The 25,120-nt window shown below is 43.4% G+C and carries 20 protein-coding genes and 1 pseudogene; 18 read left to right on the forward strand and 3 right to left on the reverse strand.

Annotation, left to right across the window (positions count from 1 at the left end; all coding sequences use genetic code 11):
- Positions 1-74: 74 nt before the first annotated feature.
- The 5 genes from ACVC7Q_RS08520 to ACVC7Q_RS08540 all read left to right on the forward strand — a co-directional run bounded on the left by ACVC7Q_RS08520 (position 75) and on the right by ACVC7Q_RS08540 (position 5,558).
- Entirely contained in the window at positions 75-521 is a 447-nt protein-coding gene (locus ACVC7Q_RS08520; protein ID WP_447265541.1) for a MarR family winged helix-turn-helix transcriptional regulator, read from the forward strand.
- Positions 518-2,320, forward strand: a complete 1,803-nt coding sequence (locus tag ACVC7Q_RS08525) for an ABC transporter ATP-binding protein (protein ID WP_447265542.1) — start codon at positions 518-520, stop codon at positions 2,318-2,320. Before ACVC7Q_RS08520 ends, ACVC7Q_RS08525 begins: the two co-directional genes overlap by 4 nt.
- A complete protein-coding gene (locus tag ACVC7Q_RS08530) occupies positions 2,313-4,073 on the forward strand; it encodes an ABC transporter ATP-binding protein (protein WP_447265543.1) in 1,761 nt (586 codons plus the stop codon). Before ACVC7Q_RS08525 ends, ACVC7Q_RS08530 begins: the two co-directional genes overlap by 8 nt.
- Before the next feature lie 259 nt (positions 4,074-4,332).
- Positions 4,333-4,848, forward strand: coding sequence for a phosphatase PAP2 family protein (locus ACVC7Q_RS08535; protein WP_447265544.1), 516 nt, complete (start codon positions 4,333-4,335; stop codon positions 4,846-4,848).
- A gap of 83 nt (positions 4,849-4,931) precedes the next feature.
- Positions 4,932-5,558, forward strand: a complete 627-nt coding sequence (locus ACVC7Q_RS08540) for a GNAT family N-acetyltransferase (protein WP_447265545.1) — start codon at positions 4,932-4,934, stop codon at positions 5,556-5,558.
- A gap of 21 nt (positions 5,559-5,579) precedes the next feature.
- Here the strand turns inward: ACVC7Q_RS08540 and queG are convergent, their stop codons facing one another.
- Complete coding sequence (gene queG / locus ACVC7Q_RS08545) at positions 5,580-6,719, reverse strand: tRNA epoxyqueuosine(34) reductase QueG (RefSeq protein ID WP_447265546.1); 1,140 nt, start codon at positions 6,717-6,719, stop codon at positions 5,580-5,582.
- Between the two features lie 115 nt (positions 6,720-6,834).
- Here queG and manA point away from each other — a divergent pair, with 115 nt between their 5' ends.
- The 8 genes and pseudogenes from manA to recG all read left to right on the forward strand — a co-directional run bounded on the left by manA (position 6,835) and on the right by recG (position 18,207).
- A complete protein-coding gene (gene manA / locus ACVC7Q_RS08550; RefSeq protein WP_447265547.1) occupies positions 6,835-7,779 on the forward strand; it encodes a mannose-6-phosphate isomerase, class I in 945 nt (314 codons plus the stop codon).
- A 128-nt stretch (positions 7,780-7,907) separates the two neighbouring features.
- Positions 7,908-8,648, forward strand: a complete 741-nt coding sequence (locus ACVC7Q_RS08555; protein ID WP_447265548.1) for a MerR family transcriptional regulator — start codon at positions 7,908-7,910, stop codon at positions 8,646-8,648.
- A 327-nt stretch (positions 8,649-8,975) separates the two neighbouring features.
- Positions 8,976-10,807 (forward strand): annotated as a pseudogene (locus tag ACVC7Q_RS08560) (APC family permease).
- A gap of 174 nt (positions 10,808-10,981) precedes the next feature.
- Positions 10,982-13,501: a preprotein translocase subunit SecA gene (gene secA, locus ACVC7Q_RS08565; protein ID WP_447265549.1), complete on the forward strand. Its 2,520-nt coding sequence runs from the start codon at positions 10,982-10,984 to the stop codon at positions 13,499-13,501.
- Between the two features lie 52 nt (positions 13,502-13,553).
- Positions 13,554-14,582 carry a 3-deoxy-7-phosphoheptulonate synthase gene (locus ACVC7Q_RS08570; RefSeq protein WP_447265550.1) on the forward strand — a complete coding sequence of 343 codons (1,029 nt, stop codon included), beginning with the start codon at positions 13,554-13,556 and terminating at the stop codon, positions 14,580-14,582.
- A gap of 86 nt (positions 14,583-14,668) precedes the next feature.
- A complete protein-coding gene (gene acpS / locus ACVC7Q_RS08575; RefSeq protein ID WP_371495537.1) occupies positions 14,669-15,034 on the forward strand; it encodes a holo-ACP synthase in 366 nt (121 codons plus the stop codon).
- Positions 15,021-16,133: an alanine racemase gene (gene alr / locus ACVC7Q_RS08580; protein WP_447265551.1), complete on the forward strand. Its 1,113-nt coding sequence runs from the start codon at positions 15,021-15,023 to the stop codon at positions 16,131-16,133. The genes acpS and alr overlap by 14 nt, the downstream gene beginning before the upstream one ends.
- A gap of 58 nt (positions 16,134-16,191) precedes the next feature.
- On the forward strand, positions 16,192-18,207 hold the full coding sequence (recG, locus tag ACVC7Q_RS08585) for an ATP-dependent DNA helicase RecG (RefSeq protein WP_447265552.1): 2,016 nt from the start codon (positions 16,192-16,194) through the stop codon (positions 18,205-18,207).
- A gap of 85 nt (positions 18,208-18,292) precedes the next feature.
- On the opposite strand, the gene ACVC7Q_RS08590 is transcribed toward recG, so the two are convergent.
- The gene (locus tag ACVC7Q_RS08590; RefSeq protein ID WP_447265553.1) at positions 18,293-19,255 is read right to left on the reverse strand and encodes an asparaginase; all 963 of its coding nucleotides are present in this window, start codon (positions 19,253-19,255) and stop codon (positions 18,293-18,295) included.
- A 62-nt stretch (positions 19,256-19,317) separates the two neighbouring features.
- Between ACVC7Q_RS08590 and ACVC7Q_RS08595 the strand changes: the two genes are divergently transcribed.
- On the forward strand, positions 19,318-20,718 hold the full coding sequence (locus ACVC7Q_RS08595; protein WP_447265554.1) for a Cof-type HAD-IIB family hydrolase: 1,401 nt from the start codon (positions 19,318-19,320) through the stop codon (positions 20,716-20,718).
- Positions 20,719-20,907: 189 nt separating this feature from the next.
- On the opposite strand, the gene ACVC7Q_RS08600 is transcribed toward ACVC7Q_RS08595, so the two are convergent.
- Positions 20,908-21,360, reverse strand: a complete 453-nt coding sequence (locus ACVC7Q_RS08600; protein WP_023918966.1) for a universal stress protein — start codon at positions 21,358-21,360, stop codon at positions 20,908-20,910.
- A 207-nt stretch (positions 21,361-21,567) separates the two neighbouring features.
- Between ACVC7Q_RS08600 and ACVC7Q_RS08605 the strand changes: the two genes are divergently transcribed.
- From ACVC7Q_RS08605 to ACVC7Q_RS08620, 4 genes are all read left to right on the forward strand, one after another.
- The gene (locus ACVC7Q_RS08605; RefSeq protein WP_003008537.1) at positions 21,568-22,782 is read left to right on the forward strand and encodes a pyridoxal phosphate-dependent aminotransferase; all 1,215 of its coding nucleotides are present in this window, start codon (positions 21,568-21,570) and stop codon (positions 22,780-22,782) included.
- A gap of 187 nt (positions 22,783-22,969) precedes the next feature.
- Positions 22,970-23,758 carry a GTP-sensing pleiotropic transcriptional regulator CodY gene (gene codY, locus ACVC7Q_RS08610; RefSeq protein ID WP_003005668.1) on the forward strand — a complete coding sequence of 263 codons (789 nt, stop codon included), beginning with the start codon at positions 22,970-22,972 and terminating at the stop codon, positions 23,756-23,758.
- Complete coding sequence (locus tag ACVC7Q_RS08615; RefSeq protein ID WP_134974223.1) at positions 23,758-24,336, forward strand: cysteine hydrolase family protein; 579 nt, start codon at positions 23,758-23,760, stop codon at positions 24,334-24,336. Before codY ends, ACVC7Q_RS08615 begins: the two co-directional genes overlap by 1 nt.
- Positions 24,337-24,449: 113 nt before the next feature.
- A complete protein-coding gene (locus tag ACVC7Q_RS08620; RefSeq protein ID WP_447265555.1) occupies positions 24,450-25,118 on the forward strand; it encodes a glycosyltransferase family 8 protein in 669 nt (222 codons plus the stop codon).
- The last annotated feature ends 2 nt before the right edge of the window (positions 25,119-25,120 follow it).

Here is a 25,120-nt window from a genome sequence, read left to right on the forward strand (position 1 = left end):
ACAGGGATCTTTTTTGTGCTAAAATAGTTCCCATAGTAACTTTAAAGTTCTCTTAGGAACTATTTGGAGGAATGATGGATAAGCCTTTACAAGAATTTAAAAAAATCGGTCATCTCATTCATCTCATGGTAGAAAGAGAGGCCAAAAAGCGTGGCCTTGAATTTATTGCAGGACCGCAAGGTCAGGTATTGATCTTTTTATCCCATCGTGAAAAAGAGGGAAAAGTGACCTTGATTCGGGATGTTGAGCAGGAACTTCATATTTCAAAATCCGTGACCAGTAACCTGATCAAACGGATGGAGAAAAATGGCTTTATTTATTTAGAGCCGAGTCCAACGGATAAACGGGCCAAGTATGTCTACCTAACAGGCAGTGTGAAAGACAAGTTGAATGACATGAAACAATTCTTTGAAGAAGTAGACCAAGATATAATGGCAGGTGTATTAGAAGAAGAATTGACCATCTTTTTCAAGGTCATGCATCAATTTTATGAGAACATGAAAAAAAGGAGCGAGGAATGATCAATATATTTCGGCGGTTAACTGCCAAAGAATGGGGCATGATTGCCCTTAGTACGGTCTTTATCTGTCTGGCTGTTTGGATGGATTTAAAGACTCCTGAATACTTATCCGATATCACGACACTCTTAGCTAAGGAGGGGACCAAGGTTTCTGATATCCTGGATCCGGGAAGCAAGATGTTGCTCTTCTCCTTTGGAAGTTTTTTGATGGCAGTCCTTGTTGGATTTTTAGCATCACGAGTCGCTGCTAGCTTTACGACACGGCTTCGAGGAGAGATTTTCCATCAAGTGATGGATTACTCTGATGCCGAGATCAAGAAATTCTCCGTTCCCTCTCTCTTAACTCGTACAACCAATGATTTGACTCAATTGCAAATGATGATCGTCATGGGGATGCAAGTCGTAACGCGTGGTCCCATTATGGCGATTTGGGCCTTAACCAAGATTTGGGGAAAAAGCGATGCCTGGACAACGTCTGTTGGAATAGCGGTCTTAATGGTCTTGCTTCTTCTTTCTGTTTTAGTTCTTATTGCCTTTCCGCGTCAGCAAAAGGTTCAAGGATTGACCGATGCCTTGAATGCGACGACACGGGAGAGTTTGACAGGGGTGCGGGTGGTTCGCGCCTACAATGCGGAAGCTTATCAAAATGAGAAATTCCAAGCAGAAAACAAGGGCTTAACTCGTCTGAATCTCTTCGTTTACCGCTTGATGTCTTTGATGAACCCCGTCATGACGGTGGTATCGAGTGGCTTGACTCTAGCTATTTACTGGATCGGAGCCCACTTGATCAATGATATTGCTATGCCAAAAGATCCTACCAAGATCCTCACCAGTCCAGCTTTAGCGGATCGGACCAAGGTCTTCTCAGATATGATCACCTTCTCTTCTTATGCTATGCAGGTTGTCATTGGTTTCATGATGATGGTGGCCATCTTGATTATCCTTCCACGCGCCTTGGTGTCAGCGAAACGGATTAACCAGGTGCTGGCATTGGATCCTTCTGTAGCCTTTCCAAGTGAATCAAAGACAAGAACCGATCTTGAAGGTACAGTAGAATTTCAAGATGTTTCCTTTCGGTATGGGCGGACTTCTCGTGCGGTGATTGAGCATGTGACCTTTTCAGCTCAGAAAGGCCAAACCGTCGCTTTCATCGGATCAACCGGTTCAGGGAAGTCCACTTTGGTCAACTTAATTCCGCGTTTTTACGATGCGACTGAAGGAAAGATCCTTGTGGATGGCGTCAATGTCAAGGACTATAGCCATCAAGAATTGAACAATAAAGTCGGCTATATTCCTCAAAAAGCAGTGCTCTTTAGCGGTACGATTCGCTCCAATATGGAATTTGGAGAAAGTAGTCAAGGAAAATTAGAGGATGAAGCCATCTGGAAAGCTCTTGAATTGGCCCAAGCCAAAGAGTTTGTGGCCACAAAAGAAAAGGGCTTGGATACAGAAGTAGCACAAGGAGGAACCAACTTCTCAGGTGGTCAACGGCAACGCTTGGCGATTGCACGTGCCTTAGCACGCAAGCCTGAGATCCTCATCTTTGATGATTCCTTCTCAGCCCTGGATTATAAAACGGATCGGATCCTGCGCAAAGCTTTGAAAGAAGAACTGGCAGATACGACCAGATTGATCGTTGCCCAACGGATTTCGACCATTATGGATGCAGATTTGATCTTGGTCTTGGATCAAGGAAAGGTCGTTGGTCAAGGTACCCACAAGGAATTGCTTGCGACTAATGAAGTCTATCAAGAAATTGCCTATTCACAATTATCTAAGGAGGAGTTGGAACATGCATAAGACAAAACAAAAGACGTCCCTTTGGAGCCAACTTTCTCCCTATTTGAAGGGCTTCCACCTATTTTTCCTGATTGCTATCTTATTTTCAATCGTGTCCAGTATCATCACCGTTATTGGACCGGATAAGTTAAAAGAAATCACGGATACCATTACAAAAGGGATGGGAGGCGCCATTGATATTGACAAGATCACTTCGATTGCCCTGACCTTAGCCATCCTTTATGGAGTTGGAGCACTGGTGTCCTACAGCAGTAGTTTCATTATCTCAACTATGATTCAGCGCTTCGCAGAACGCTTGCGCAATGCCATTGCTGAAAAGATCAATCGTGTGCCCCTGCACTATTTTGATAGCCATGAACAAGGAGATACCTTGTCTCGTGTGACCAACGACGTTGATTTGATGACCCAATCCTTTAACCAAAGCTTGGTTCAAATGGTCTCCTCCATTGTCTTATTGATCGGCTCCATCTTTATGATGTTTAAGACCGATTGGCACTTGGCGGTGACAGCGATTGTGTCTGTCTTTGCAGGTTTTTCTCTATCCAGCATTATAATGGTCAAGAGCCAGCCTCTCTTTAAGCAACAACAGGACAATCTTGCCAAAGTTTCAGGCTATGTAGAAGAAATCTATAGTGGACACAATGTGGTCATTTCTTATAATGGCCGTCATCAAGCCAAAGATCATTTTGATACCATCAACCAAGAGTTGTATCATAGCATGTGGAAATCCCAATTCTTCTCTGGGATCATGATGCCCTTGATGCAATTTGTAGGGAACTTCGGCTATGTCATGGTCTGTATCGTTGGGGCTGTCCTAACCATTAATGGAGACATTACCATCGGGACCATTGTTGCCTTTATGACCTATGTCCGCATCTTTACCCAACCAATTGGTCAAATGGCCCAAGGCATTACCCAATTACAATCAGCCAGTGCTGCTATGGGGCGTGTCTTTGAATTCTTAGATGAAGAAGAAATGGAAGACGAATCCCAAAAAACTCGCCAATTGGAAGCGCCAAAAGGTCATGTTACCTTTGAACATGTGCGCTTTGGTTATTCACCAGATAAGACTATTATCCATGACTTTACTGCTGAAGCCAAGCCAGGACAAAAGGTGGCCATAGTTGGTCCGACAGGCGCAGGTAAGACCACCTTGGTCAATCTTTTAATGCGTTTTTACGACATTCAAGCTGGTATAATTGCTATCGATGGAGTGGATACCAAGGCCATGAGCCGCGAAGAGGTTCATGATGCCTTCTCCATGGTCTTACAAGATACCTGGCTCTTTGAGGGGACTATTCGGGAGAACTTGGTCTTCAATCAAACGGATATTTCAGATGAAGCCGTCGAAGCGGCAACCCGAGCTGTTGGGGTCCATCATTTTATTCGGACTTTGCCGAATGGCTATGATACCGTATTAGATGATTCGGTCACCTTGTCCGTCGGTCAGAAGCAACTCTTGACCATTGCGCGTGCGCTCTTGAAGGATGCACCGCTCCTTATCTTGGATGAAGCAACCTCATCTGTCGATACTCGTACAGAAGAGTTGATTCAAAAAGCCATGGACAAACTCATGGAAGGCCGGACCTCCTTTGTCATTGCCCATCGCTTGTCCACTATTCGTAATGCGGATCTGATTCTCGTGATGAAAGATGGAAATATTATCGAGCAAGGCAACCACCAAGAACTCATGAACCAGAAAGGCTTCTATGCCGATCTCTACAATAGCCAATTCACAGAAGAAATAGCGTAAAAACAAGATACAAAGGGCGTAGCATGCAAGCTAAAAATAGGATAGAAGTTCGTTTCGTGAACTTCTATCCTATTTTTTTAGCAGAGAAATTGGAAAGGATGATTCTTAGATGCAAAAAAATGACAAAGCATCAAAATTAGATAGATGATCATGAGAAATAGAAGAAAGAGATCGTAAAAAAAGAAGCCTGGCTTGACAGGCTTTCTTAGGATCGCGTATACTAGTAGTACAAAATGAGATGACAGACAGGAGTGCCAACATGAAGCCCAATCTTCAAGATTATACGAAATTTTATCGTTGGCTAACCCTGCCTTTTACGAAAAAGCCAAGTCGGATTCAGGTCCTTCAAAGGACGAATCGAATCTTGACGTTCGCCATGCCAGGCATCTACGGCCTGGTCTTTTGTTGGCTGTTTTTAAAGAAAACTTCAATGGGAGGCATCTGGCCATTTATCTGGATTCCTGCTTCGGGCTTTATCTTGTTTAGCCTCTTTCGTCATTGGGTCAACGTTCCGAGACCTTATGAGAAGTGGGAGATTCAACCATTATTAGAAAAAAATTCATCCGGACATTCCTTTCCTAGCCGACATGTATTTTCTGCGACCATTATCTCGATGTGTGTCTGTCAGTTGTCGCTTCCGCTTGGAATGTGCTCGATGCTCCTATCTCTTCTATTAGCCCTTGTCCGAGTTCTTGGAGGGGTTCATTATCCCAAGGACGTTCTCGTCGCTTGGGGATTGGGACTCGTCTGGGGAGGACTCTTTTTGCTGGTTTGAATGAACAAATTCTTAAAAATTGACCTTTGTGTAAGGGCGAGGGATAGTGTATACTGGAAAGTGAACTTAGAATAGGAGAGAAGATGAAGTACAGAAAAGCAAAAAAAGCAGATCTGGATCAGGTGGTTCGAGTAGCCAGTACAGCCTTTGAGGAGTATCTATTTTTAAAAGTTATCAAGGATTTGGTACGCGATCCCAAGCAGTATCCTGCCTTTGTTAAGGCAATGATGCGCATCTTGGTAAAGGTTTTTCTCAAGCACCATATTTGCCTTGTGTCAGAAAAGAACGATGAAATTTATGCAGTTGCCTTGTTACAAAAGGGACCGATTCCTTTTCGGGCCTATCTCTTAAATGGGGGATTTGGTTTGCTCAAGTTTATTTCCTTGAAGAATATGTTGGCCTACTTTAAATTTATGGAGGACACGGATAAGGAATTGGAGCAAAATGTAGACTTTGATTGGTATTTAATGCTTCTCGCAGTCGCCCCCGAACACCAACGGCAGGGTTATGGCAGTCGCTTTATGACAGAAGGAATTGAGCCTTTCTTGGAAGAGGTTAAAGGAGAAAAACTAGCCTTTTATACCAATACGAAGGGAAATGTCTATTTTTATACCAAAAACGGCTACAAGGAAGTCTACTCTAACGAGATTAGCTTTAACCATGTAGAAATGGGGAGCTGGTATTTCTTGAAGGAACTAAAAAAACACTAAGGTTACAACCTTAGTGTTTTTTCATTGTAGTTGTGAAACTGCTTGAATGCCGAATTTTTCAAAGAAAGCAGTTCGTTCTTCTATGATAGCATTAGTCGGATGTTTGATATTCAGTAAGAGCTCAACAAGGTCTGGGGTGACTTCACGTAGCAGTTGCCCTAAGGACCAGATAGCCGTTGCGATATGGATCTGATTTTGCGAGGTCTCGATGATGTTCAGTAGCTTAGGGATGGCTGAGCGGTCATTAGCATTTGCTAGTGCGATAATGGCATTGCGCTGGAGGATATTCTTGCCTCGCCAGCTTCCGGCAACGTTTCCAAATTTTTCCTTAAATTGTCCGTTAGACAGTTCGATAAAAGGAATCAACTCTGGATGAGCCAGATCAGGATCGATTTCTGTTGCCAAGGGATTATCCAGACCTTTGTTATAAGGGCAGCTAATCTGACAGATGTCACATCCATAGATGACCGTTTTAATTTTCTTGCGAAATTCTAGGTCCATCATGCCCTTGTCTTGAGTTTGGAAGGACAAGCAGCGTTTGGCATTCATAGAGCCGTCTCCGATTAAGCAGGAGGTTGGGCAAGCATCTAAACAACGGCGACAGTCCCCACAACCATAGTCGACAGGTTGATCTGGTTCGATTTCGAGGTTGGTAATCAATTCACCCAGAAACATGTAGGAACCATATTCTTTTGAAATGACCAAGCCATTTTTTCCAATAAAACCAATCCCTGCTCGTTGGGCGACAGCTGTATCAACCAGTGCTCCAGTATCGACCATCCCCTTGTATTCGAAATCCTGCGTCATTTCTTCAATCCCAGCAGCTAAGCGATTGAGCTTGTCTTGAAGGACATAATGATAATCTAATCCCCAGCTGTTGGGCGTGAATTTTCCTCTTTTATAGGCAGTTTTTTGAGGTTGTTGTTTGAGCTTATGGGGGTAGGCGACAGCGATTGAGATGATCGTCTTTGCGGAGGAGAGACTTAATTTAGGTTGGATGCGCTCTTCGATATTCTTATGCTCGAATCCAGAATTCCGTCCCTCCTCAACGGCCAAGCGGAGCGATTTTTCCAAATAAGCGAAGTCATCAGCGGTTGTAAATCCAATTTTTGAAATCCCAATAGAATGTGCCAGTTGGATAATGTTATCTTTTAGTGTCATCTTTTCCATTATACACAAAAATGAAGATTCTGGCGAGAAAGGAAACGATCCGAAAGGGCTTTCAAAAGCTTTCTTTTTTTTGTATAATAGAAACATGAAATACGAGGAGGGTATTATGGGACAACCATTATTTTTACATTCAGTGATGCAGGAAAAAATTTGGGGAGGAACGCGTCTAAAAGAGGAATTTGGTTACGACATTCCGAGTGACCATGTCGGTGAATTTTGGGCGATTTCGGCCCATCCGCATGGCGTTTCTAAAGTGGCCAATGGTCCATATGAAGGAATGGGATTGGATCAACTCTATCAAGAGCACCGAGAATTATTCGGCAATCGTAAAGAGCCTGTCTTTCCTTTATTAACAAAGATTTTGGATGCCAACGATTGGCTCAGTGTACAGGTGCACCCAGATGATACCTATGCTATGGAGCATGAAGGAGAACTTGGAAAAACTGAGTGTTGGTACGTGATTGCGGCTGATGAAGGATCAGAGATTATCTATGGGCACAATGCCAAGTCAAAAGAAGAACTCCGCAAGCAAATCGAAGATAAAAACTGGGAGGCCTTGCTGACAAAAGTTCCAGTCAAGGCTGGAGATTTCTTTTATGTACCAAGTGGGACCATGCACGCCATTGGCTCTGGAATCTTGATTCTTGAAACCCAACAGTCGAGTGACACCACCTACCGGGTTTATGATTTTGACCGCAAGGATGCTCAAGGAAACTTGCGGGAGCTTCATCTTGAAAAATCAATTGATGTGTTGAATATTGGGGAGCCAGCTAATAGCCATCCGGATACAGTTGTTGTCGATGATCTTCGAATGACCACCTTGGTTGCAAGTAATTTCTTTACCGTTTATAAGTGGGAACTTACTGGAAAAGCTGATTTTGAAAAGACTGCTGATTACAGCTTATTGAGCGTGTTAGTTGGAGAAGGGAAATTGACTGTAGAAGGGAAGGATTATCCTATTCAAAAAGGAAGCCATTTTATCTTACCAAGCGATGTTGAATCTTGGACTTTGGAAGGGCAAGGCTTGGAATTAATTGTCAGTCATCCATAAAAAGAAAGGGTTTGAGTAAATGCTGTGGAGCGACTCAAGCCTTTTTTATCTGATATAAAAAATTTTTTCAAAAAGCCTTGACTCTGCCCTAAGGGGAGGGTATAGACTATCTATGTAAGGAGGAAATCATGTACCATATCAAAGAAGCTGCAGAGTTATCAGGTGTCTCTATTAAGACCTTGCGCCACTATGATAAGATAGGACTTCTGGTTCCTGAAAAATCCGAAAATGGCTATCGGACATACAGCCAAGAGGATTTAGAAAGACTACAGGTCATTCTATATTACAAATATTTAGGCTTTTCTTTAGAAAAAATAGCAGGGCTGTTGAAGGAAGAACAGATGGACTTGTTGCCACATTTGACCAAGCAGTTGGATTATCTGACACAAGAAAGGCAACATCTGGATACCTTGATTTCTACCTTGCAAAAAACCATTCAGGAACAAAAAGGAGAAAGAAAGATGACGATTGAGGAAAAATTCACTGGATTTAGCTATGAAGATAATCAAAAATACCACCAAGAGGCGGTAGAGAAGTATGGCCAAGAAGTCATGGACCAAGCACTTGAACACCAAAAAGGGCGTGAAGATGAGGTTGCAGCAGCCTTTAATAAAGTCTTTCAAACTTTAGCACAAAATCTTCAAGCTGGTTTACCTGCAACAGCAACTGAAAACCAAGAGCAAGCAGCCAAGCTCTTGCAAGCCATTCGTACTTATGGATTTGACTGCTCTATTGAAGTCTTCGGACATATCGGTAAAGGATACGTCTATAACCCTGAGTTTAAGGAAAACATTGATAAATTTGGAAATGGGACAGCCCAGTATACATCAGATGTCATTGCCCACTATGTGAAACATCAATCCAAATAAAAAAGTGGTGGAGAGTCTTCTCTGCCATTTTTGTTTGGAGAAAGTTGAAAGGAAGGAGTCCGAACTATGATAGATTCAAGGGATAAACAAGATGAAAATTTCACAAAAATTCACGTTATAAGTTGACAGCTATAAAAAAAAGGAGTAAAATAACCCCAGTTTTATGAAAAGTGAAAGTAGGGGAGGCTCTTGTGCTTACAGGTAAAGTTTGTCCTACACTGCGAGCTATGAATCGTTAGAAGGACGTGTTTGGCTTGTAAGATGACGATGATTGCTCAGAGGTTGGATATTTTTTTCAGCCTCTAGATCTTTTTCAAGGAGTTTTTTATGTTTTCAACATTAAAAAAATGGTTTATTGGTCGCCCTTTAAAATCTGGTGCGGAAGCTGAAGGGGGCTTACTCGGGAAAATGCAGGCTTTGGCTATGCTCTCAAGTGACGCACTTTCTTCTATTGCCTATGGTCCAGAGCAAGTTATCTTGGTCTTGATGACGGTATCAGCAGGAGCTATTTGGTGGTCTCTTCCAATTGGGATTGTGGTGCTGATTCTTTTAGCCAGCTTGACCATTTCTTACCGTCAAGTTATTCATGCCTATCCTCAAGGGGGAGGGGCCTACATGGTGACTACGGAGAATTTGTCTCCCAAAGCGGGGTTGATCGCTGGTGGCAGTCTCTTGGTCGACTACATGCTGACAGTAGCGGTATCTGAGATGCCATTACCTCAGCCATTCCAGCCTTGCATCCATACAACCTTCATATCTCCATCTTGTTGGTTTTGATCTTGATGCTGATGAACCTGAGGGGATTGCGCGAATCGGCGACATCGTTGATGATTCCGGTCTACCTTTTCATTGTAAGTACCATTGCCCTAGTTGGGTATGGCTTTGTCCAAATTTTGACGGGCCAATTGCCTTACAACGCGACTGCTCATGTGGGGCAAACCATTTCAGGTGTTAGTGTCATCCTTTTGTTGCGCGCCTTCACCAGTGGTTCTGCCTCTTTGACAGGGGTTGAAGCCATCTCCAATTCGGTCCCTTTCTTTAAAAAACCAAAAGCCAAGAATGCGGCGTCGACTTTGACCATCATGGCCTTGATTTTGGGAATCATGTTTGCAGGGATTACCTTCCTCAATTACTGGGTTGGTGTGGTTCCTGCTAAAAATGTGACGACTTTGGCTCAAATGGCCCAAGCCATTCTAGGCAACTCTCCAGTTGGACAAGCTTTCTTCTATGTCTTCCAATTGTCAACAGCCTTGATCTTGGCAGTTGCGGCCAATACTGGTTTTTCTGCCTTTCCTATGTTGGCCTTCAATATGGCCAAGAATAAATACATGCCGCACATGTATATGGAAAAAGGGGATCGCCTAGGCTATTCCAATGGGATCTTGACCTTGGCGGTTGGGGCCATCGTCTTGCTCCTGATCTTTGATGGTCAAACAGAAAGTTTGATTCCCCTTTATACCATTGGGGTCTTCATTCCTTTTGCCCTTTCTCAAACAGGGATGGTCATTCACTGGAAACGCCAATATCAAAGAGGGTTTCTTAAGTACTCGATCGCTAATATCATTGGTGCTATCATCTGTTACGGCATTGTCTTGATTCTCTTGCTCTTCCGTTTACGTGAAATCTGGCCTTTCTTCCCTATCATTGGGCTCTTGCTATGGATGTTTTTAAGAATTCGTAGCCACTATGATAAAGTTGCGGCTCAATTGCGCTTGGGAGGTAGGATCGAAAAGACAAGTTATGCGGGCAATACAGTGATTGTCCTTGTCGGAAATGTCACTCAGGTAAGTGTGGGAGCTATGAGTTATGCAAATAGCCTAGGAAATGACGTCATAGCCATGCACGTTTCTACAGAAGAAACCAAGGCCAAGGATAGGGAAGTAGCGGAAGAATTCAAGCATTACTTCCCAGATATTCGTTTTGAAAATGTCATGACCAGCTACCGGGATATTATCCAACCAACCGTTGAATTTGTTGCAAAAGTAGCGGAAGAAGCAAAAGCAAAAGGTAATACCGTTACCGTTTTGGTTCCCCAATTCATTCCTAAGAAACACTGGCAAAATATTTTGCACAACCAAATGAGTTTGAAATTGAAGTATGCTCTTCGTTGGCACGAAGAAGTGGTTGTGGCAAGCTATTCTTACCATTTGTCACAATGATCGAATGGTCTTTCAAAGATGTCTGCTCGAGCAGGCATTTTTTTGAACCTTTTCACTCGGGAAAACTCGCTTAAAAGTCTTGGAAGATGCAGTCTTAATCTTGAAAAAATGTTAAAAAAATGCTAGAATAAAAAGAACATTTTAGATTTTTGAAGTTTCAAAGTAAGGAAAAAAATGGCAAATTTATTAAAAACAATTATTGAAAATGATCGAGGCGAAATCAAGCGTCTTGAAAAAATGGCTGATAAGGTCTTTTCTTATGAAGAGCAAATGGCAGCTTTGACGGATGACGAATTAAAAGCGAAAACAGTTGAGTTTAAGCAACGCTACCAAGATGGTGAGTCTTTGGATGATCTCTTGTACGAGGCTTTTGCAGTTGTTCGTGAAGCTGCAAAACGGGTTCTTGGTTTGTTCCCATACAAGGTTCAGGTCATGGGGGGAATCGTCCTTCACCATGGTGACGTTCCAGAAATGCGTACAGGGGAAGGAAAAACCTTGACAGCAACCATGCCTGTATACTTGAATGCCTTGTCTGGTAAAGGGGTACACGTTGTTACTGTCAATGAATACCTGACAGAGCGGGATGCAACAGAGATGGGAGAACTATACTCATGGCTTGGCCTTTCAGTAGGGATCAACCTGGCAGCAAAATCTCCAGCTGAGAAAAAAGAAGCTTACCTCTGTGATATTACTTACTCAACCAACTCAGAGATCGGATTTGACTATCTGCGTGACAACATGGTTGTGCGTGCAGAAAACATGGTTCAACGTCCATTGAACTACGCCTTGGTCGATGAGGTAGACTCGATTTTGATTGACGAAGCTCGTACTCCGTTGATCGTTTCTGGTCAGACAGCTTCTGATACGAGCCAGCTCTATCACATGGCGGATGCTTATGTGAAGACCTTGACAGAGGACGATTACATTATCGATGTCCCATCTAAAACCATCGGTTTGTCTGATTCAGGGATTGATAAGGCAGAAAGCTACTTTAATCTTGAAAACTTGTACGATATTGAAAACGTAGCCTTGACCCACTTTATCGATAATGCCCTTCGTGCCAACTACATCATGATTTTGGATATCGACTATGTGGTCAGCGAAGATCAAGAAATCTTGATCGTCGACCAATTTACTGGTCGGACCATGGAAGGTCGTCGTTATTCTGATGGGCTTCACCAAGCGATCGAAGCTAAAGAAGGTGTTCCAGTTCAAGAAGAAACCAAAACATCTGCATCGATTACCTACCAAAACCTCTTCCGTATGTACAAGAAGTTGTCAGGGATGACAGGGACAGGGAAAACCGAAGAAGAAGAATTCCGTGAAATTTATAACATTCGCGTGATTCCAATTCCAACCAACCGTCCGATTGCCCGTATTGACCATCCAGACCTTCTCTACCCAAGCTTGAAATCAAAATTCAAGGCTGTTGTGGAAGATGTCAAGTCTCGTCATGAAAAAGGACAACCAGTCCTAGTAGGTACAGTTGCCGTTGAAACCAGTGATTACCTTTCTCAATTGTTGGTGCAAGCAGGTGTTCCTCACGAAGTCTTGAATGCGAAAAACCACTACAAAGAAGCGCAAATCATTATGAATGCCGGTCAACGTGGTGCCGTTACCATCGCGACCAACATGGCCGGGCGTGGTACCGATATCAAGCTTGGTGAAGGGGTTCGCGAACTCGGTGGACTGTGTGTCATCGGGACAGAACGTCACGAAAGCCGTCGGATTGATAACCAGCTTCGTGGACGTTCAGGACGTCAAGGAGACCCAGGTGAATCTCAATTCTACTTGTCTCTTGAAGATGAGTTGATGCGTCGTTTCGGTTCCGAACGGATCAAAGCAGTCCTCGATCGCTTTAAGTTGAGTGAAGAAGAATCGGTTATTCGTTCAAACATGTTTACCCGCCAAGTAGAGGGAGCACAAAAACGGGTTGAAGGAAATAACTACGATACTCGTAAGCAAGTCCTTCAATACGATGACGTGATGCGGGAACAACGGGAGATCATCTATGCAGAACGCTATGATGTGATCACAGCTAACCGCGACTTGGCTCCTGAAATCATGGCTATGATTAAACGGACTATCAAACGGATTGTCGAAGGTGCTAGCCACTCAAGCAAGGAAGAACGTGTTGAAGCGATTCTGAACTTTGCCAAATACAATTTGGTTCCGGAAGATACGATTTCTGAAAGTGATATTGAAGGAAAATCTGACAAGGAAGTTATCGATTACTTGTATGGACGGGCAGAAGAAATCTATGCTAGCCAAGTAGCGAAATTGCGTGACGAAGAGTCTGTGCAAGAATTCCAAAAAGTCTTGATCCTTCGCGTGGTGGACAGCAAGTGGACAGACCATATCGATGCTTTGGATCAATTGCGAAATGCCGTTGGACTTCGTGGGTATGCGCAAAATAACCCAGTAGTGGAATACCAATCAGAAAGTTTCCGTATGTTTAACGATATGATTGGATCAATTGAATTTGATGTCACTCGTCTCATGATGAAAGCCCAAATTCACGAACAAGAACGTCCTCGTACAGAACACAGCATTTCAACAACTGCTACTCGCAATATTGCAGCGCAACAACAAGATATTCCAGCAGAAATTGATTTGTCACAAGTGAAACGCAATGATTTGTGCCCTTGTGGTTCAGGTAAGAAATTTAAAAACTGTCACGGACGTAAACTTTAAGATCTCCTCTTAAACGTAGTGAGGAAGGGTCTAGGCAGCAGAAGGAGGCCGTATGGTATTCGTTACGAAGAGCAATAAGATTGATGAGCAAGAGATCACTTCTCTGTACCGCTTGGAGGGTTCAGCCTTGGAGCGTAAAGAAGCACGTGACCGGGAGTTGGAGGCGATTATCAAAGGAGAAGACCAACGGATCCTTCTTGTGATTGGGCCTTGTTCTTCTGATAATGAAGAAGCGGTGATGGACTATGCCCGTCGCTTGGCAGACTTGCAAGAGCAAGTGAAAGATCAGATTTTTATTGTGATGCGGGTCTATACGGCTAAGCCTCGGACCAATGGGGATGGCTATAAAGGCTTGATGCATCAACCAGATACACAGGCCGCACCAAGCTTTGTGGATGGTTTAAAAGCTGTTCGGCATCTTCACTATCGTGTGATTACAGAAACTGGTTTGACGACTGCAGATGAATTGCTTTATCCAGGCAGTCTTCCTTATGTTGAAGATTTGATTTCTTATCATGCCATTGGAGCGCGTTCAGTTGAAGACCAGGAGCACCGCTTTGTATCTAGTGGGATCTCTGCTCCAACAGGCATGAAGAATCCAACATCTGGAAATCTTTCTGTCATGTTCAATGCAATTTATGCGGCCCAACATCCCCAAAATTTCTTGTTCAATGCCCAAGCAGTGGAAACATCAGGAAATCCTTTGGCCCATGCGATCCTTCGCGGAGGCTTGGATGCAAGTGGTAAGAATATTCCAAATTACCATTATGAAGATTTGCTAGCGGCATCAAAACGCTATAGCGAAATGGGCTTGCAACATCCCTTCATCCTGGTGGATACCAACCATGATAATTCTGGAAAACAATTTAAAGAGCAAGTACGCATCGTGAGAGAAACCATGATGAACCGTGCTTGGAATAAAGATTTAGCATCCTTAGTTCGTGGTTTCATGATTGAGTCTTACTTAGAAGATGACCGTCAAAATGAACCGGTGGTTTATGGTCAATCGATCACAGACCCTTGCCTGGGTTGGGAAAAAACACAGGCCTTGGTCAAAGAAATTGCAACGATGAATAAATAAAAGGCAGGGGCGGAAGGAGTGATTCTTTGGCCCCTTCTCTTTTGTTAGTAAAGAGATATTGAGACAGCAAATAAGGATAAAACAAGATGATCAAAGGACATGGGATCGATATTGAATCGATCACTGCGATTGAAAAAGCCTATCAAAAGAATGCACGATTTGTAGAAAAAGTTTTAACTGAGGCTGAGCGGGCGCGCTTTGAGGAATTGTCCGGAAAGCGGAAAATGGAATATTTAACGGGTCGATGGTCTGCTAAAGAAGCCTTTTCAAAGGCAATGGGAACAGGGATTGGACCGGTTGGTTTTCAGGATTTAGAAATTTTAAATGATGCCCACGGAGCTCCTTATTTTTCCAAATCTCCTTTTTCTGGGAAGGTATGGATTTCGATCAGTCACAAGGGAGACTTAGTCTCGACCAGTGTCATTTTGGAGGAAGAAAATGAAAGCAAGTAAACATAGACCAACTGTTGCTAGAGTCGATTTGGATGCCATTGCCTTTAATGTGCAACAAGTCAGTGAACATATTCCAGGTCAAACCTTAAAGTATGCAGTCGTCAAGGCTAACGCCTATGGTCATGGGGTTGTTGCAGTGACGAAGAAATTGGCAGCTCAAGTAGATGGCTTTTGTGTCTCCAATATGGATGAAGCCCTTGAAATCCGTGAGGTAGGCTTGCAACACCCTATTTTGATTTTGGGAGTGGTACCAAGCGAAACAGTAAATCTAGCCAAAGAGCATGACATCCGCTTAACGGTGGCTAGTCTTGCTTGGTTGAATCAATTGCTTGGAGAAGAAGAAGATTTATCAGGATTGAAGGTCCATATTAAGGTGGACTCAGGAATGGGGCGGATTGGATTCCGAAGAATCGAAGAGATCAAAGAGGCTGAACGCCTCCTCTTAGCAGCTGGTGCTGAAATTGAGGGAATCTTTACTCATTTTGCGACAGCAGATGAAGCAGATGATCGAAAATTTCAAGCGCAATATCACTTTTTCAAAGAAGTATTGGCTGCTCTTGAGACCCTTCCTCCGATTGTTCATGCTAGTAATTCAGCCACCTCTTTGTGGCATGCAGATACGATTTTCACAGCTGTGCGCTTGGGAGATGTCATGTATGGCTTGAATCCAAGTGGTTCGGTGCTAGCCTTGCCTTATGAAATCAAGCCAGCCTTGAGTTTAGTAAGTGAGTTAGTTCATGTCAAACAGTTAGAAGCCGGTCAAGATATTGGCTACGGGGCAACCTATACGACGGAAGATGCCCAATGGATTGGAACGATTCCTATTGGCTATGCGGATGGTTGGATCCGAGAGATGCAAAATTTCCAAGTGCTAATTAAGGGTGAGTATTGTCCCATTGTTGGCCGAGTTTCGATGGACCAGATTACTGTTCGCCTTCCAGAAGAATTACCTCTGGGAACCAAGGTTACCCTGATTGGCCGAGAGGGCGAGAAAGAAATTACGGCAACAGAGATTGCGGACTACCGTGGTACCATTAATTATGAAGTAGTCTGTCTCTTGAGTGATCGGATTCCTCGTGACTATGCAGGTGAAGAATAAAAAAAGCAGGTGGGTTTTCCCTGAAGGACCTGCTTTTTTATAAAAGAAAGGAGGAACAATGAATTTACACCAACCCTTATCCGTACTGCCTGGCGTCGGTCCAAAATCGGCGGAAAAATTTAAAAAATTAGGGATTGAAACCTTAGAAGATCTACTCTTGTATTTCCCCTTTCGCTATGAAGATTTCAAAACCCGCAATGTTTTAGAGCTGGAAGATGGGGAAAAAGCAGTCATCTCTGGGGTGGTAGCAACACCAGCCAATGTCCAATACTATGGTTACAAACGAAATCGATTGCGTTTTTCGATCAAACAGGGAGACCAAGTGATTGCGGTTAATTTTTTCAATCAACCCTATTTAGCAGACAAAATCGAGGTCCAGCAAACAGTAGCGATTTTTGGGAAATGGGACAAGGCCAAGGGGAGCTTAACAGGAATGAAGCTCCTTGCTCAAGTGGAAGATGATTTGCAGCCAGTCTATCGGGTGATGCAAGGAGTCAGCCAAAACAGCCTGGTGAAATTGATCAAAATAGCATTCGATCAGGGCTTGGATCAGCTTTTAGAAGAGAACTTGCCCCAAGTTTTGCGGGAGCGTTATCAACTCTTGTCACGTTCTCAAGCAGTGCAGGCTATGCATTTTCCTAAGGATCTAGCAGAGTACAAGCAAGCCCTTCGCCGGGTGAAATTTGAAGAACTCCTCTTTTTCCAGCTACAGCTCCAAGTGCTAAAAGAAGAAAATCACGATGCCAGCCAAGGAATTTCCCTGGCCTGGGATCCAGAAAAATTAGCAGAACGAAAAAAACAGCTTCCTTTTGAACTAACGCAAGCTCAAGAAAACAGCTTGAATGAAATCTTGATAGATATGGCCTCTCCTTATCATATGAATCGCTTGCTTCAAGGGGATGTGGGAAGCGGGAAGACAGTCGTGGCCGGTCTTGCCATGTATGCAGCTTTAAGCGCGGGTAAGCAAGCTGCCTTGATGGTTCCAACAGAGATTCTAGCTGAGCAGCACAAGGAAAGCTTGCAAAATCTTTTTCCGGATTTGCCAATTGCTCTTCTAACGGGAGGATTAAAGGCAGCTGAGAAACGAGAAGTCTTAGAGGAGATCTCCTCAGGACAAGCTCGACTGATTGTGGGGACACATGCCTTGATTCAAGAGGGAGTTCACTATCAAGATCTAGGTTTGGTCATTATTGATGAGCAGCACCGTTTTGGGGTTTCCCAGCGTCGCATCCTTCGAGAAAAGGGACAAAATCCAGACGTCCTGATGATGACGGCTACCCCTATTCCCCGGACCTTGGCGATTACAGCTTTTGGAGATATGGATGTGTCCATCATTGATCAGATGCCCGCCGGACGTAAGGGAATTAAGACACGTTGGGTCAAGCATGAGCAGTTAGAAGTGGTCCTCGACTGGTTGGTAAAAGAGCTCGCGAAAGGTTCTCAAGCCTACTTTATCTCTCCCTTGATCGAGGAGTCAGAAGCGCTAGATTTAAAAAATGCCCTGGCGCTTCAAGAGGAATTAACTGCTTTCTTTGGACAGCGAGCACGCGTTTCTCTTCTTCACGGGAAGATGAAAAGTGAAGAAAAAGATGCCATCATGCAGGCCTTTAAAGAGCACCAAGTCGATGTTTTGGTATCCACAACCGTTATTGAAGTAGGAGTCAATGTGCCCAATGCGACTGTCATGGTCATCATGGATGCAGATCGGTTTGGCCTTAGCCAACTGCACCAGCTTCGAGGCCGGGTTGGTCGCGGAAATAAGCAATCCTATGCTATTCTAGTGGCCAATCCTAAAACAGATAGTGGCAAACAGCGCATGAAAATCATGACAGAGACGACAAATGGGTTTGTCCTTGCTGAAGAAGATTTGAAAATGCGGGGTTCAGGTGAAATCTTTGGTACCCGTCAATCGGGGATTCCAGAATTTCAAGTAGCCGATTTAGTAGAAGATTATCCCATTCTTGAAGAAGCAAGGAAAGTTGCTAGCCAGATTGTAACTACGCCAAATTGGCGAGAACACCCAGACTGGCATTTGCTCTCTCTTTATCTGGAGAATCAAGAACATTTAGATTAGATCATAAAAAGTGAGTAGAGTGGAAATGTGTTGTTTCCACTCTACTCACTTTTAAGATGGCATTTTACGGGCTTTGTATCTTATGCTATCCTTCGATGTATTCTTTGAGTTCTTGTCCTTTTAGGCCGGCATTGAGGGCGATGAGAAGTTTGATGCGAGCTTTGGGGGCATTTAATTCTTTGATGAAAAAGACACCGGCTTGATGGAGTTGGACGCCACCTCCTTCATACGCGTAAACTGGTTCTGCGATCCCGTTGAAGCAGCGGGATACTAAAGCGATTGGAAGTCCGGCATCTATGAAATCTTGGAGTTTATGGGCAGTTTCTTTAGGGATGTTTCCTGCTCCAAAGGCTTCAATAATGAGGCCATCAATTTTTGAGTGATCCAGTAGATCTAGCAGATCAGTTTTCATACCAGCATAAGTAGCGATAATGGGAACGAAACCTTCAATTTTATCGAGATCGAAGCGCACTCGTGGCTCAGCTGTTTTAAAGAAGAGGATTTCCTTTTTCATGACCAACCCCAGAGGGCCGTGGGTTGGTGTCTGAAAGGTACTGACATTGGTGGTGTGGGTTTTAGTGACGTACTTGGCCGCATGAATTTCGTCGTTCATGACGACTAAGACACCCTTATCACGTGCTTTTGGATCGGCTGCTACTCGGAGGGCTGTTAAGAAATTATAGACACCGTCACTTCCAAGTTCGTTGGAACTTCGCATGGCTCCTGTAATCACCACGGAGATTTCAGGTAATTTCATGGTATCCAAAAAATAAGCTGTTTCTTCCAGTGTATCGGTCCCGTGGGTAATAACGATGCCATCGTAGTTGTGAGCTGCCTCTTTGATTCTTTGATATAGAGCTAACATGTGATGCGGTGTCATTTGTGGACTTGGTAGATTGAAGATATCCTCAGAAGTGACTTCAATTCCTTCAATTGGAGAAGTAACTTGGGTCATGGGATTGACTTCATTGGTGATCACTGCCCCAGAGTCATCTGCAGCCATGGAAATGGTCCCTCCTGTATGAAGTGCTAAAATTTTTTTAAACATGTGAAGCTCCTTGGAATATGTGATATAATTTATTTTAACATAAAAAGAAAGAAACAGTAGACATGGAAATAAAAGCAGTCTTTTTTGATATCGATGGAACCTTGGTGAATGATAGTCGAGCAGTTCTCAAATCAACCGAAAAAGCTATTCAATCTTTGAAGGAAGAAGGAATCTATGTAGGACTTGCGACAGGGCGGGGACCTGCCTTTGTCAAACCCTTTATGGAACGCTATGGCTTTGACTTTGCAGTAACCTATAATGGTCAATATATTTTGACCAAGGACCGCGTACTGTTTACCAGCCCAATCGACAAAAAGAGCCTGCACCAGCTAATTGACTATGCTCGAGAACACCGTAAGGAAATTGCTCTTGGGACAAAGGATGGAGTATTTGGTTCTCGGATCATGAGTTTTGGGATGAGTCCTATTTCAACCTGGTCCAGTCGCTTTGTGCCTCGCAAAATGGCCCGAACAGTCAGTCGAGGATTTAACAAAGTGGTCAGCAAGGTCGTCCCACAAGGTCAGGACACCCTCTATGCACTAGCGCAAGAACCAATCTACCAAGTACTGATCTTATCGAGTCCGGAAGAGACTGCAAAAATTGAAAAAGAGTTTCCGCATCTGAAATTTACACGGTCTAGCCCCTTTGCAGCAGACGTCCTTAACCCAGGAATTTCGAAACTGGAAGGGATTCGTATCGTGGGTCAGGAATTTGGCTTTGACATTGATGAAGTCATGGCTTTTGGAGATTCGGATAATGACTTAGAGATGCTCTCAGGTGTAGGCTTGTCCATTGCCATGGGAAATGGGACGACGAGTGTCAAAGCGATTGCCAAGCATACAACCACTAGTAATAGTAAGGATGGTATCCAGAAAGCCCTGCAGCACTTTGGCATTCTCTCGGAGAAAGAGCTCTTTCTTTCTAAGGATGATCACTTCAATAAGGTCAAAACCTTCCATGGTGTAATGGATGGGGAAACCCAGGAGAAACCAGTGGTCTGGCAACCTCAAGATGCCCTTTATCGGACCATGTTCAAGCAAGAGGAACTGGTGGAATTTGTTCGAGCAGCTAGCTCAAGTGAGGAAGAATTCGATCGCTCGGTAGCGGCCCTTCACGAAGCTTTGGATAAGGCTGCAGATAAGGTGCGTAGCAAGCATCCGGCTGAGATTTCCATGGTGGGACAGGTCGATGCCTTGATCGATACCCTCTATCTGACTTATGGTAGCTTTGTTCTAATGGGAGTGGATCCTGAAGAGGTCTTTGAGATTGTTCATCGTGCAAATATGGGTAAGATTTTTCCAGATGGAAAGGCGCACTTTGATCCAGTGACTCACAAGATTTTGAAGCCAGATGATTGGGAAGAAAAATACGCCCCAGAACCAGCTATCCAAAAAGAACTCGATCGCCAGCTCAAGGCCTACGAAAAACACGCGAAACAAAAAGAAGCAAAAAAAGACAACTAAAAAAGAGAGTGGGACAGAAATCGGTAATTCGTTAGAATTCGATTTCGTCGTCCCACCTCCGCACAGTTGAGTAGGGCTATAAAAGCTGATGAAATCAGCGTAGTAGATCCCACTCAACCACTGCGTCTTGCTCGACAATCCAAAGACAATTGAGAGGCTAGGACTTTTGTCCCAGCCTCTTTTTCTTTCTTACATGGTTTTATCCTTATCTCGCACCACTAGTAAGTCTACTTTGGCGTGGCGAAGGATGTATTCTGAGGAGGATCCGACCATTAAGCGTTCGAATGCATTGAGTCCAGTAGCACCGACCATAATAAGGTCAACCCCTTCTTTGCTTGGGATATCATTGGCCAAGAGGACTTTTGGATTTCCCATTTCTACAACAGTCGCAATATTTTGAACCCCGACTTTTTCAGCACGTTCCTTGTAGCCTTTGAGCAATTCATTGGCTTCTTCTTGCAATTCTTCGTAGACTTCAGCATCAAAGGTTGAGACACTTTGAAGGGCACGGGTATCGATGACGTGGACAATAGTCAACTTAGAGCCGTTGCGAAGAGAAACATTAACCCCTTTTTCAAAGGCTAATTCTGCTTCATGGGAACCGTCGACGGCGACCATGATGTTTTCGTATTTTTGAGACATAACCCTACCTCCTTATAGCTTGAAAACATGGATAGAACAGAAGTTCTTCTATTCTTTATACACTTATATTTTATTCCTTTTAAGCTAGAATGTAAAGGTAAAGTCTCACTTTTCTGGTATATTTTTGCAGAATTTTTAAAGTCCTCAATTTGTACTCTATTTGAACTAGTGGTATAATAGAGATAATTTCGTGAATCGAGGCAGAATATGAAGGAATATAATAAATCAAGCAAACTCGAACATGTCGCTTACGATATTCGTGGTCCAGTCTTGGAAGAAGCCATGCGCATGCGAGCAAATGGAGAAAAAATTCTTCGTTTGAATACAGGGAATCCTGCTGAATTTGGCTTTACAGCTCCAGATGAAGTTATCCATGATTTGATCATGAATGCGCGTGATAGTGAAGGCTATTCGGATTCAAAAGGGATCTTTTCAGCCCGCAAGGCCATCATGCAGTACTGCCAGTTGAAAAAAATTCCAAATGTGGATATTGATGATATTTACCTTGGAAATGGAGTGAGTGAGCTGATCGTTATGTCCATGCAAGGACTGCTCGACAATGGCGATGAAGTCTTGGTTCCTATGCCGGACTATCCTCTTTGGACAGCAGCTGTCAGTCTAGCTGGTGGGAATGCGGTTCACTATCTTTGTGATGAAGAAGCAAACTGGTATCCAGATATCGAGGATATCAAGTCGAAAATTACCTCAAATACCAAAGCCATCGTTGTCATCAACCCGAATAACCCAACGGGTGCCCTCTATCCAGATGAGATCTTGCTTGAGATTGTAGAGATTGCTCGCCAAAATAACTTGATCATCTTTGCGGATGAAATCTACGATCGCTTGGTCATGGATGGCGAAAAGCACACGGCTATTGCAAGCTTAGCGCCTGATCTTTTCTGTGTGAGTATGAATGGCTTGTCAAAATCTCACCGGATTGCTGGTTTCCGTGTTGGGTGGATGGTTCTGTCAGGACCGAAGCATCATGTGAAGGGGTATATTGAAGGCTTGAACATGTTGTCCAATATGCGTCTTTGCTCAAACGTTTTATCTCAACATGTTGTGCAAACCTCTCTTGGAGGCTACCAATCTGTGGATGAACTCTTGCTTCCAGGTGGTCGAATCTACGAACAACGGAACTTTATTTACAAAGCCATCAATGAGATTCCAGGCCTCTCAGCTGTTAAGCCAAAGGCTGGATTGTATATCTTCCCTAAGATTGATCGGGATATGTACCGCGTGGATGACGATGAACAATTTGTTTTAGAATTCTTGAAGCAAGAAAAGATTCTTTTGGTTCATGGCCGTGGTTTTAACTGGAAGGACCCAGATCACTTCCGGATCGTTTACCTCCCACGTGTGGATGAATTGGCTCAAATTCAAGAAAAAATGACTCGTTTCTTGAAACAATACAAACGCTAATTAGCTAAAGGATTGAAGATGAAGGTCTTCAATCTTTTTTTGTTTCATTCTATAAAATCCATGTTATATCATCGCCATTTTTCTGAATTGTGCATAATTGTAGAAAAAATAAATAATTTTCAGATAATTTGATTGAAATTCCCACACTTATATGATATACTTGAGCTGACAATATGCGAGGTTTATTATGGCAAACTTATTAGAAAAGACACGTAAAATTACATCTATCTTGAAACGGACAGATGAACAGTTGCAGGCTGAGATGCCTTATAATGATATTGCCCAGCAATTGGCAGATATTATTCACTGTAATGCCTGTATCATTAATAGCAAGGGAACCCTTCTTGGTTATTTCATGCGTTACAAGACCAACAATGACCGGGTAGAAGCTTTCTTTCAAAATAAAAAATTACCAGAGGATTATGCCAAGGCAGCTAGTTTGGTCTACGATACAGAAGCTAATTTAGATGTGGACCATGATTTGAGTATCTTTCCGGTTGAAACCAAGTCTGAATTTCCTGATGGCTTGACCACCATTGCGCCCATTCATGTTTCTGGGATTCGTTTGGGATCTTTGATCATTTGGCGCAATGATAAACAGTTTGCGGATGATGATTTGATCTTGGTTGAGATTGCTAGTACCGTGGTAGGGATTCAAATGTTGAACTACCAACGCGAGGAGGACGAGAAGAATATTCGTCGTCGCACAGCGGTGAATATGGCAGTCAATACCTTGTCTTACTCTGAATTGCGTGCTGTATCTGCCATTCTTAGTGAATTGAAAGGCAATGAAGGTCAGTTGACCGCTTCTATCATCGCAGATCGTATTGGCATTACCCGCTCTGTGATTGTCAATGCACTTCGGAAATTGGAGTCAGCCGGCATTATTGAAAGTCGTTCACTCGGAATGAAGGGAACTTATCTCAAAGTGTTGATACCAGATATTTTTGAAGAAATTAAGAAAAGAGACTACTAATGGCTAAAGCATTAATTTCAATTGACTATACTGTCGATTTTGTGGCAGATGAAGGTAAGCTAACGGCAGGGGCTCCCGCCCAAGCCATTTCTGAGAGCATTGCTCAGGTGACCCAATTGGCCTTTGACCAAGGAGCCTATGTCTTTTTTGCCATTGATGCGCATGATGTAGACGATCCTTTTCATCCTGAAAGCAAGCTCTTCCCACCCCATAATATCATTGGGACTAGTGGACGTGATTTGTACGGCCCTTTAGCAGATTTTTATCGGGAGCACAAAGCGGATCCACGCGTCTTTTGGATGGACAAACGTCATTATTCTGCTTTTTCAGGGACGGATCTAGATATCCGCCTTCGGGAACGTCATGTGGATACCGTTATTTTGACGGGTGTCTTGACCGATATCTGTGTCCTCCATACAGCGGTCGATGCCTACAATTTGGGCTATCAGATTGAAGTGGTGGAGCCTGCAGTGGCGTCGCTCACTCCTGAAAATCACCAGTTTGCTTTGAATCACTTCAAGCATGTCTTAGGGGCAAGTTTGGTAGACGATACACTAGCAGTATTAGACCAAAAATAAGAAACCGATGTAAAAGAGATCATAGACACTTGTCTAGGTCTCTTTTTTGGGGCTTAGAAATTGTTTTCCTCACTTGAAAATGGTACTCTAATGAAAGAAAAAATGGGGAAGTTATGAGTAAAAAAGCTGTCGTGTTTTCAGCCAATCTGTCTTATATGGAAAAGTTGGAAACCGCTATGAAGTCACTGTGTGCCCATCAGGACCAGTTGAAAATTTATATTTTAAATGAAGATCTACCAACTGAGTGGTTTACTATCATGAATCAGCGCTTGCGCCAGTTGGATTCAGAAGTGCTCAATTGTCGGATGTCTCCCGAGCAATTCCAGTCCTTTTCGCTTCCAAGTGACCATATTCACTATGCAACCTATTTCTGTTACGCTATTTCAGAGATTGTGGAAGAAGAGCGAATCCTCTATCTGGATTGTGGTATGATCTTTACACAGGATTTATCGCCTTTATTTGAGGTCGATCTAAAAGGTTATGGACTGGGTGCAGTGGCAGATAAGCCGACGACGACAGATGGTTTTAATGCTGGAGTTTTGGTGATTGATAAGGCATGGTGGCAAGACCACCAAGTGACAGAGGCTCTTTTTTACCTCACTCGCGAGTACCATCAGCATGTCTACGGAGATCAAGGAATTTTGAATCTGTATTTCAAAGATGCATGGTATCCATTACCTTGGACCTATAATCTACAAGTAGGGTCTGATAAGGATCAATATCTCTATGGTGATTTGGACTGGTATGAGGCCTTCCAAGGGATCCCAGCAGTCGTTCACTAGAC

The sequence above is a fragment of the Streptococcus sp. W151 genome, assembly GCF_053010205.1.

Coding starts and splice junctions, on each gene's coding strand:
- ACVC7Q_RS08520 (WP_447265541.1), top strand. CDS start 75: ATGGATAAGCCTTTACAAGAATTTAAAAAAATCGGTCATCTCATTCAT.
- ACVC7Q_RS08525 (WP_447265542.1), top strand. CDS start 518: ATGATCAATATATTTCGGCGGTTAACTGCCAAAGAATGGGGCATGATT.
- ACVC7Q_RS08530 (WP_447265543.1), top strand. CDS start 2,313: ATGCATAAGACAAAACAAAAGACGTCCCTTTGGAGCCAACTTTCTCCC.
- ACVC7Q_RS08535 (WP_447265544.1), top strand. CDS start 4,333: ATGAAGCCCAATCTTCAAGATTATACGAAATTTTATCGTTGGCTAACC.
- ACVC7Q_RS08540 (WP_447265545.1), top strand. CDS start 4,932: ATGAAGTACAGAAAAGCAAAAAAAGCAGATCTGGATCAGGTGGTTCGA.
- queG (WP_447265546.1), bottom strand. CDS start 6,719: ATGACACTAAAAGATAACATTATCCAACTGGCACATTCTATTGGGATT.
- manA (WP_447265547.1), top strand. CDS start 6,835: ATGGGACAACCATTATTTTTACATTCAGTGATGCAGGAAAAAATTTGG.
- ACVC7Q_RS08555 (WP_447265548.1), top strand. CDS start 7,908: ATGTACCATATCAAAGAAGCTGCAGAGTTATCAGGTGTCTCTATTAAG.
- secA (WP_447265549.1), top strand. CDS start 10,982: ATGGCAAATTTATTAAAAACAATTATTGAAAATGATCGAGGCGAAATC.
- ACVC7Q_RS08570 (WP_447265550.1), top strand. CDS start 13,554: ATGGTATTCGTTACGAAGAGCAATAAGATTGATGAGCAAGAGATCACT.
- acpS (WP_371495537.1), top strand. CDS start 14,669: ATGATCAAAGGACATGGGATCGATATTGAATCGATCACTGCGATTGAA.
- alr (WP_447265551.1), top strand. CDS start 15,021: ATGAAAGCAAGTAAACATAGACCAACTGTTGCTAGAGTCGATTTGGAT.
- recG (WP_447265552.1), top strand. CDS start 16,192: ATGAATTTACACCAACCCTTATCCGTACTGCCTGGCGTCGGTCCAAAA.
- ACVC7Q_RS08590 (WP_447265553.1), bottom strand. CDS start 19,255: ATGTTTAAAAAAATTTTAGCACTTCATACAGGAGGGACCATTTCCATG.
- ACVC7Q_RS08595 (WP_447265554.1), top strand. CDS start 19,318: ATGGAAATAAAAGCAGTCTTTTTTGATATCGATGGAACCTTGGTGAAT.
- ACVC7Q_RS08600 (WP_023918966.1), bottom strand. CDS start 21,360: ATGTCTCAAAAATACGAAAACATCATGGTCGCCGTCGACGGTTCCCAT.
- ACVC7Q_RS08605 (WP_003008537.1), top strand. CDS start 21,568: ATGAAGGAATATAATAAATCAAGCAAACTCGAACATGTCGCTTACGAT.
- codY (WP_003005668.1), top strand. CDS start 22,970: ATGGCAAACTTATTAGAAAAGACACGTAAAATTACATCTATCTTGAAA.
- ACVC7Q_RS08615 (WP_134974223.1), top strand. CDS start 23,758: ATGGCTAAAGCATTAATTTCAATTGACTATACTGTCGATTTTGTGGCA.
- ACVC7Q_RS08620 (WP_447265555.1), top strand. CDS start 24,450: ATGAGTAAAAAAGCTGTCGTGTTTTCAGCCAATCTGTCTTATATGGAA.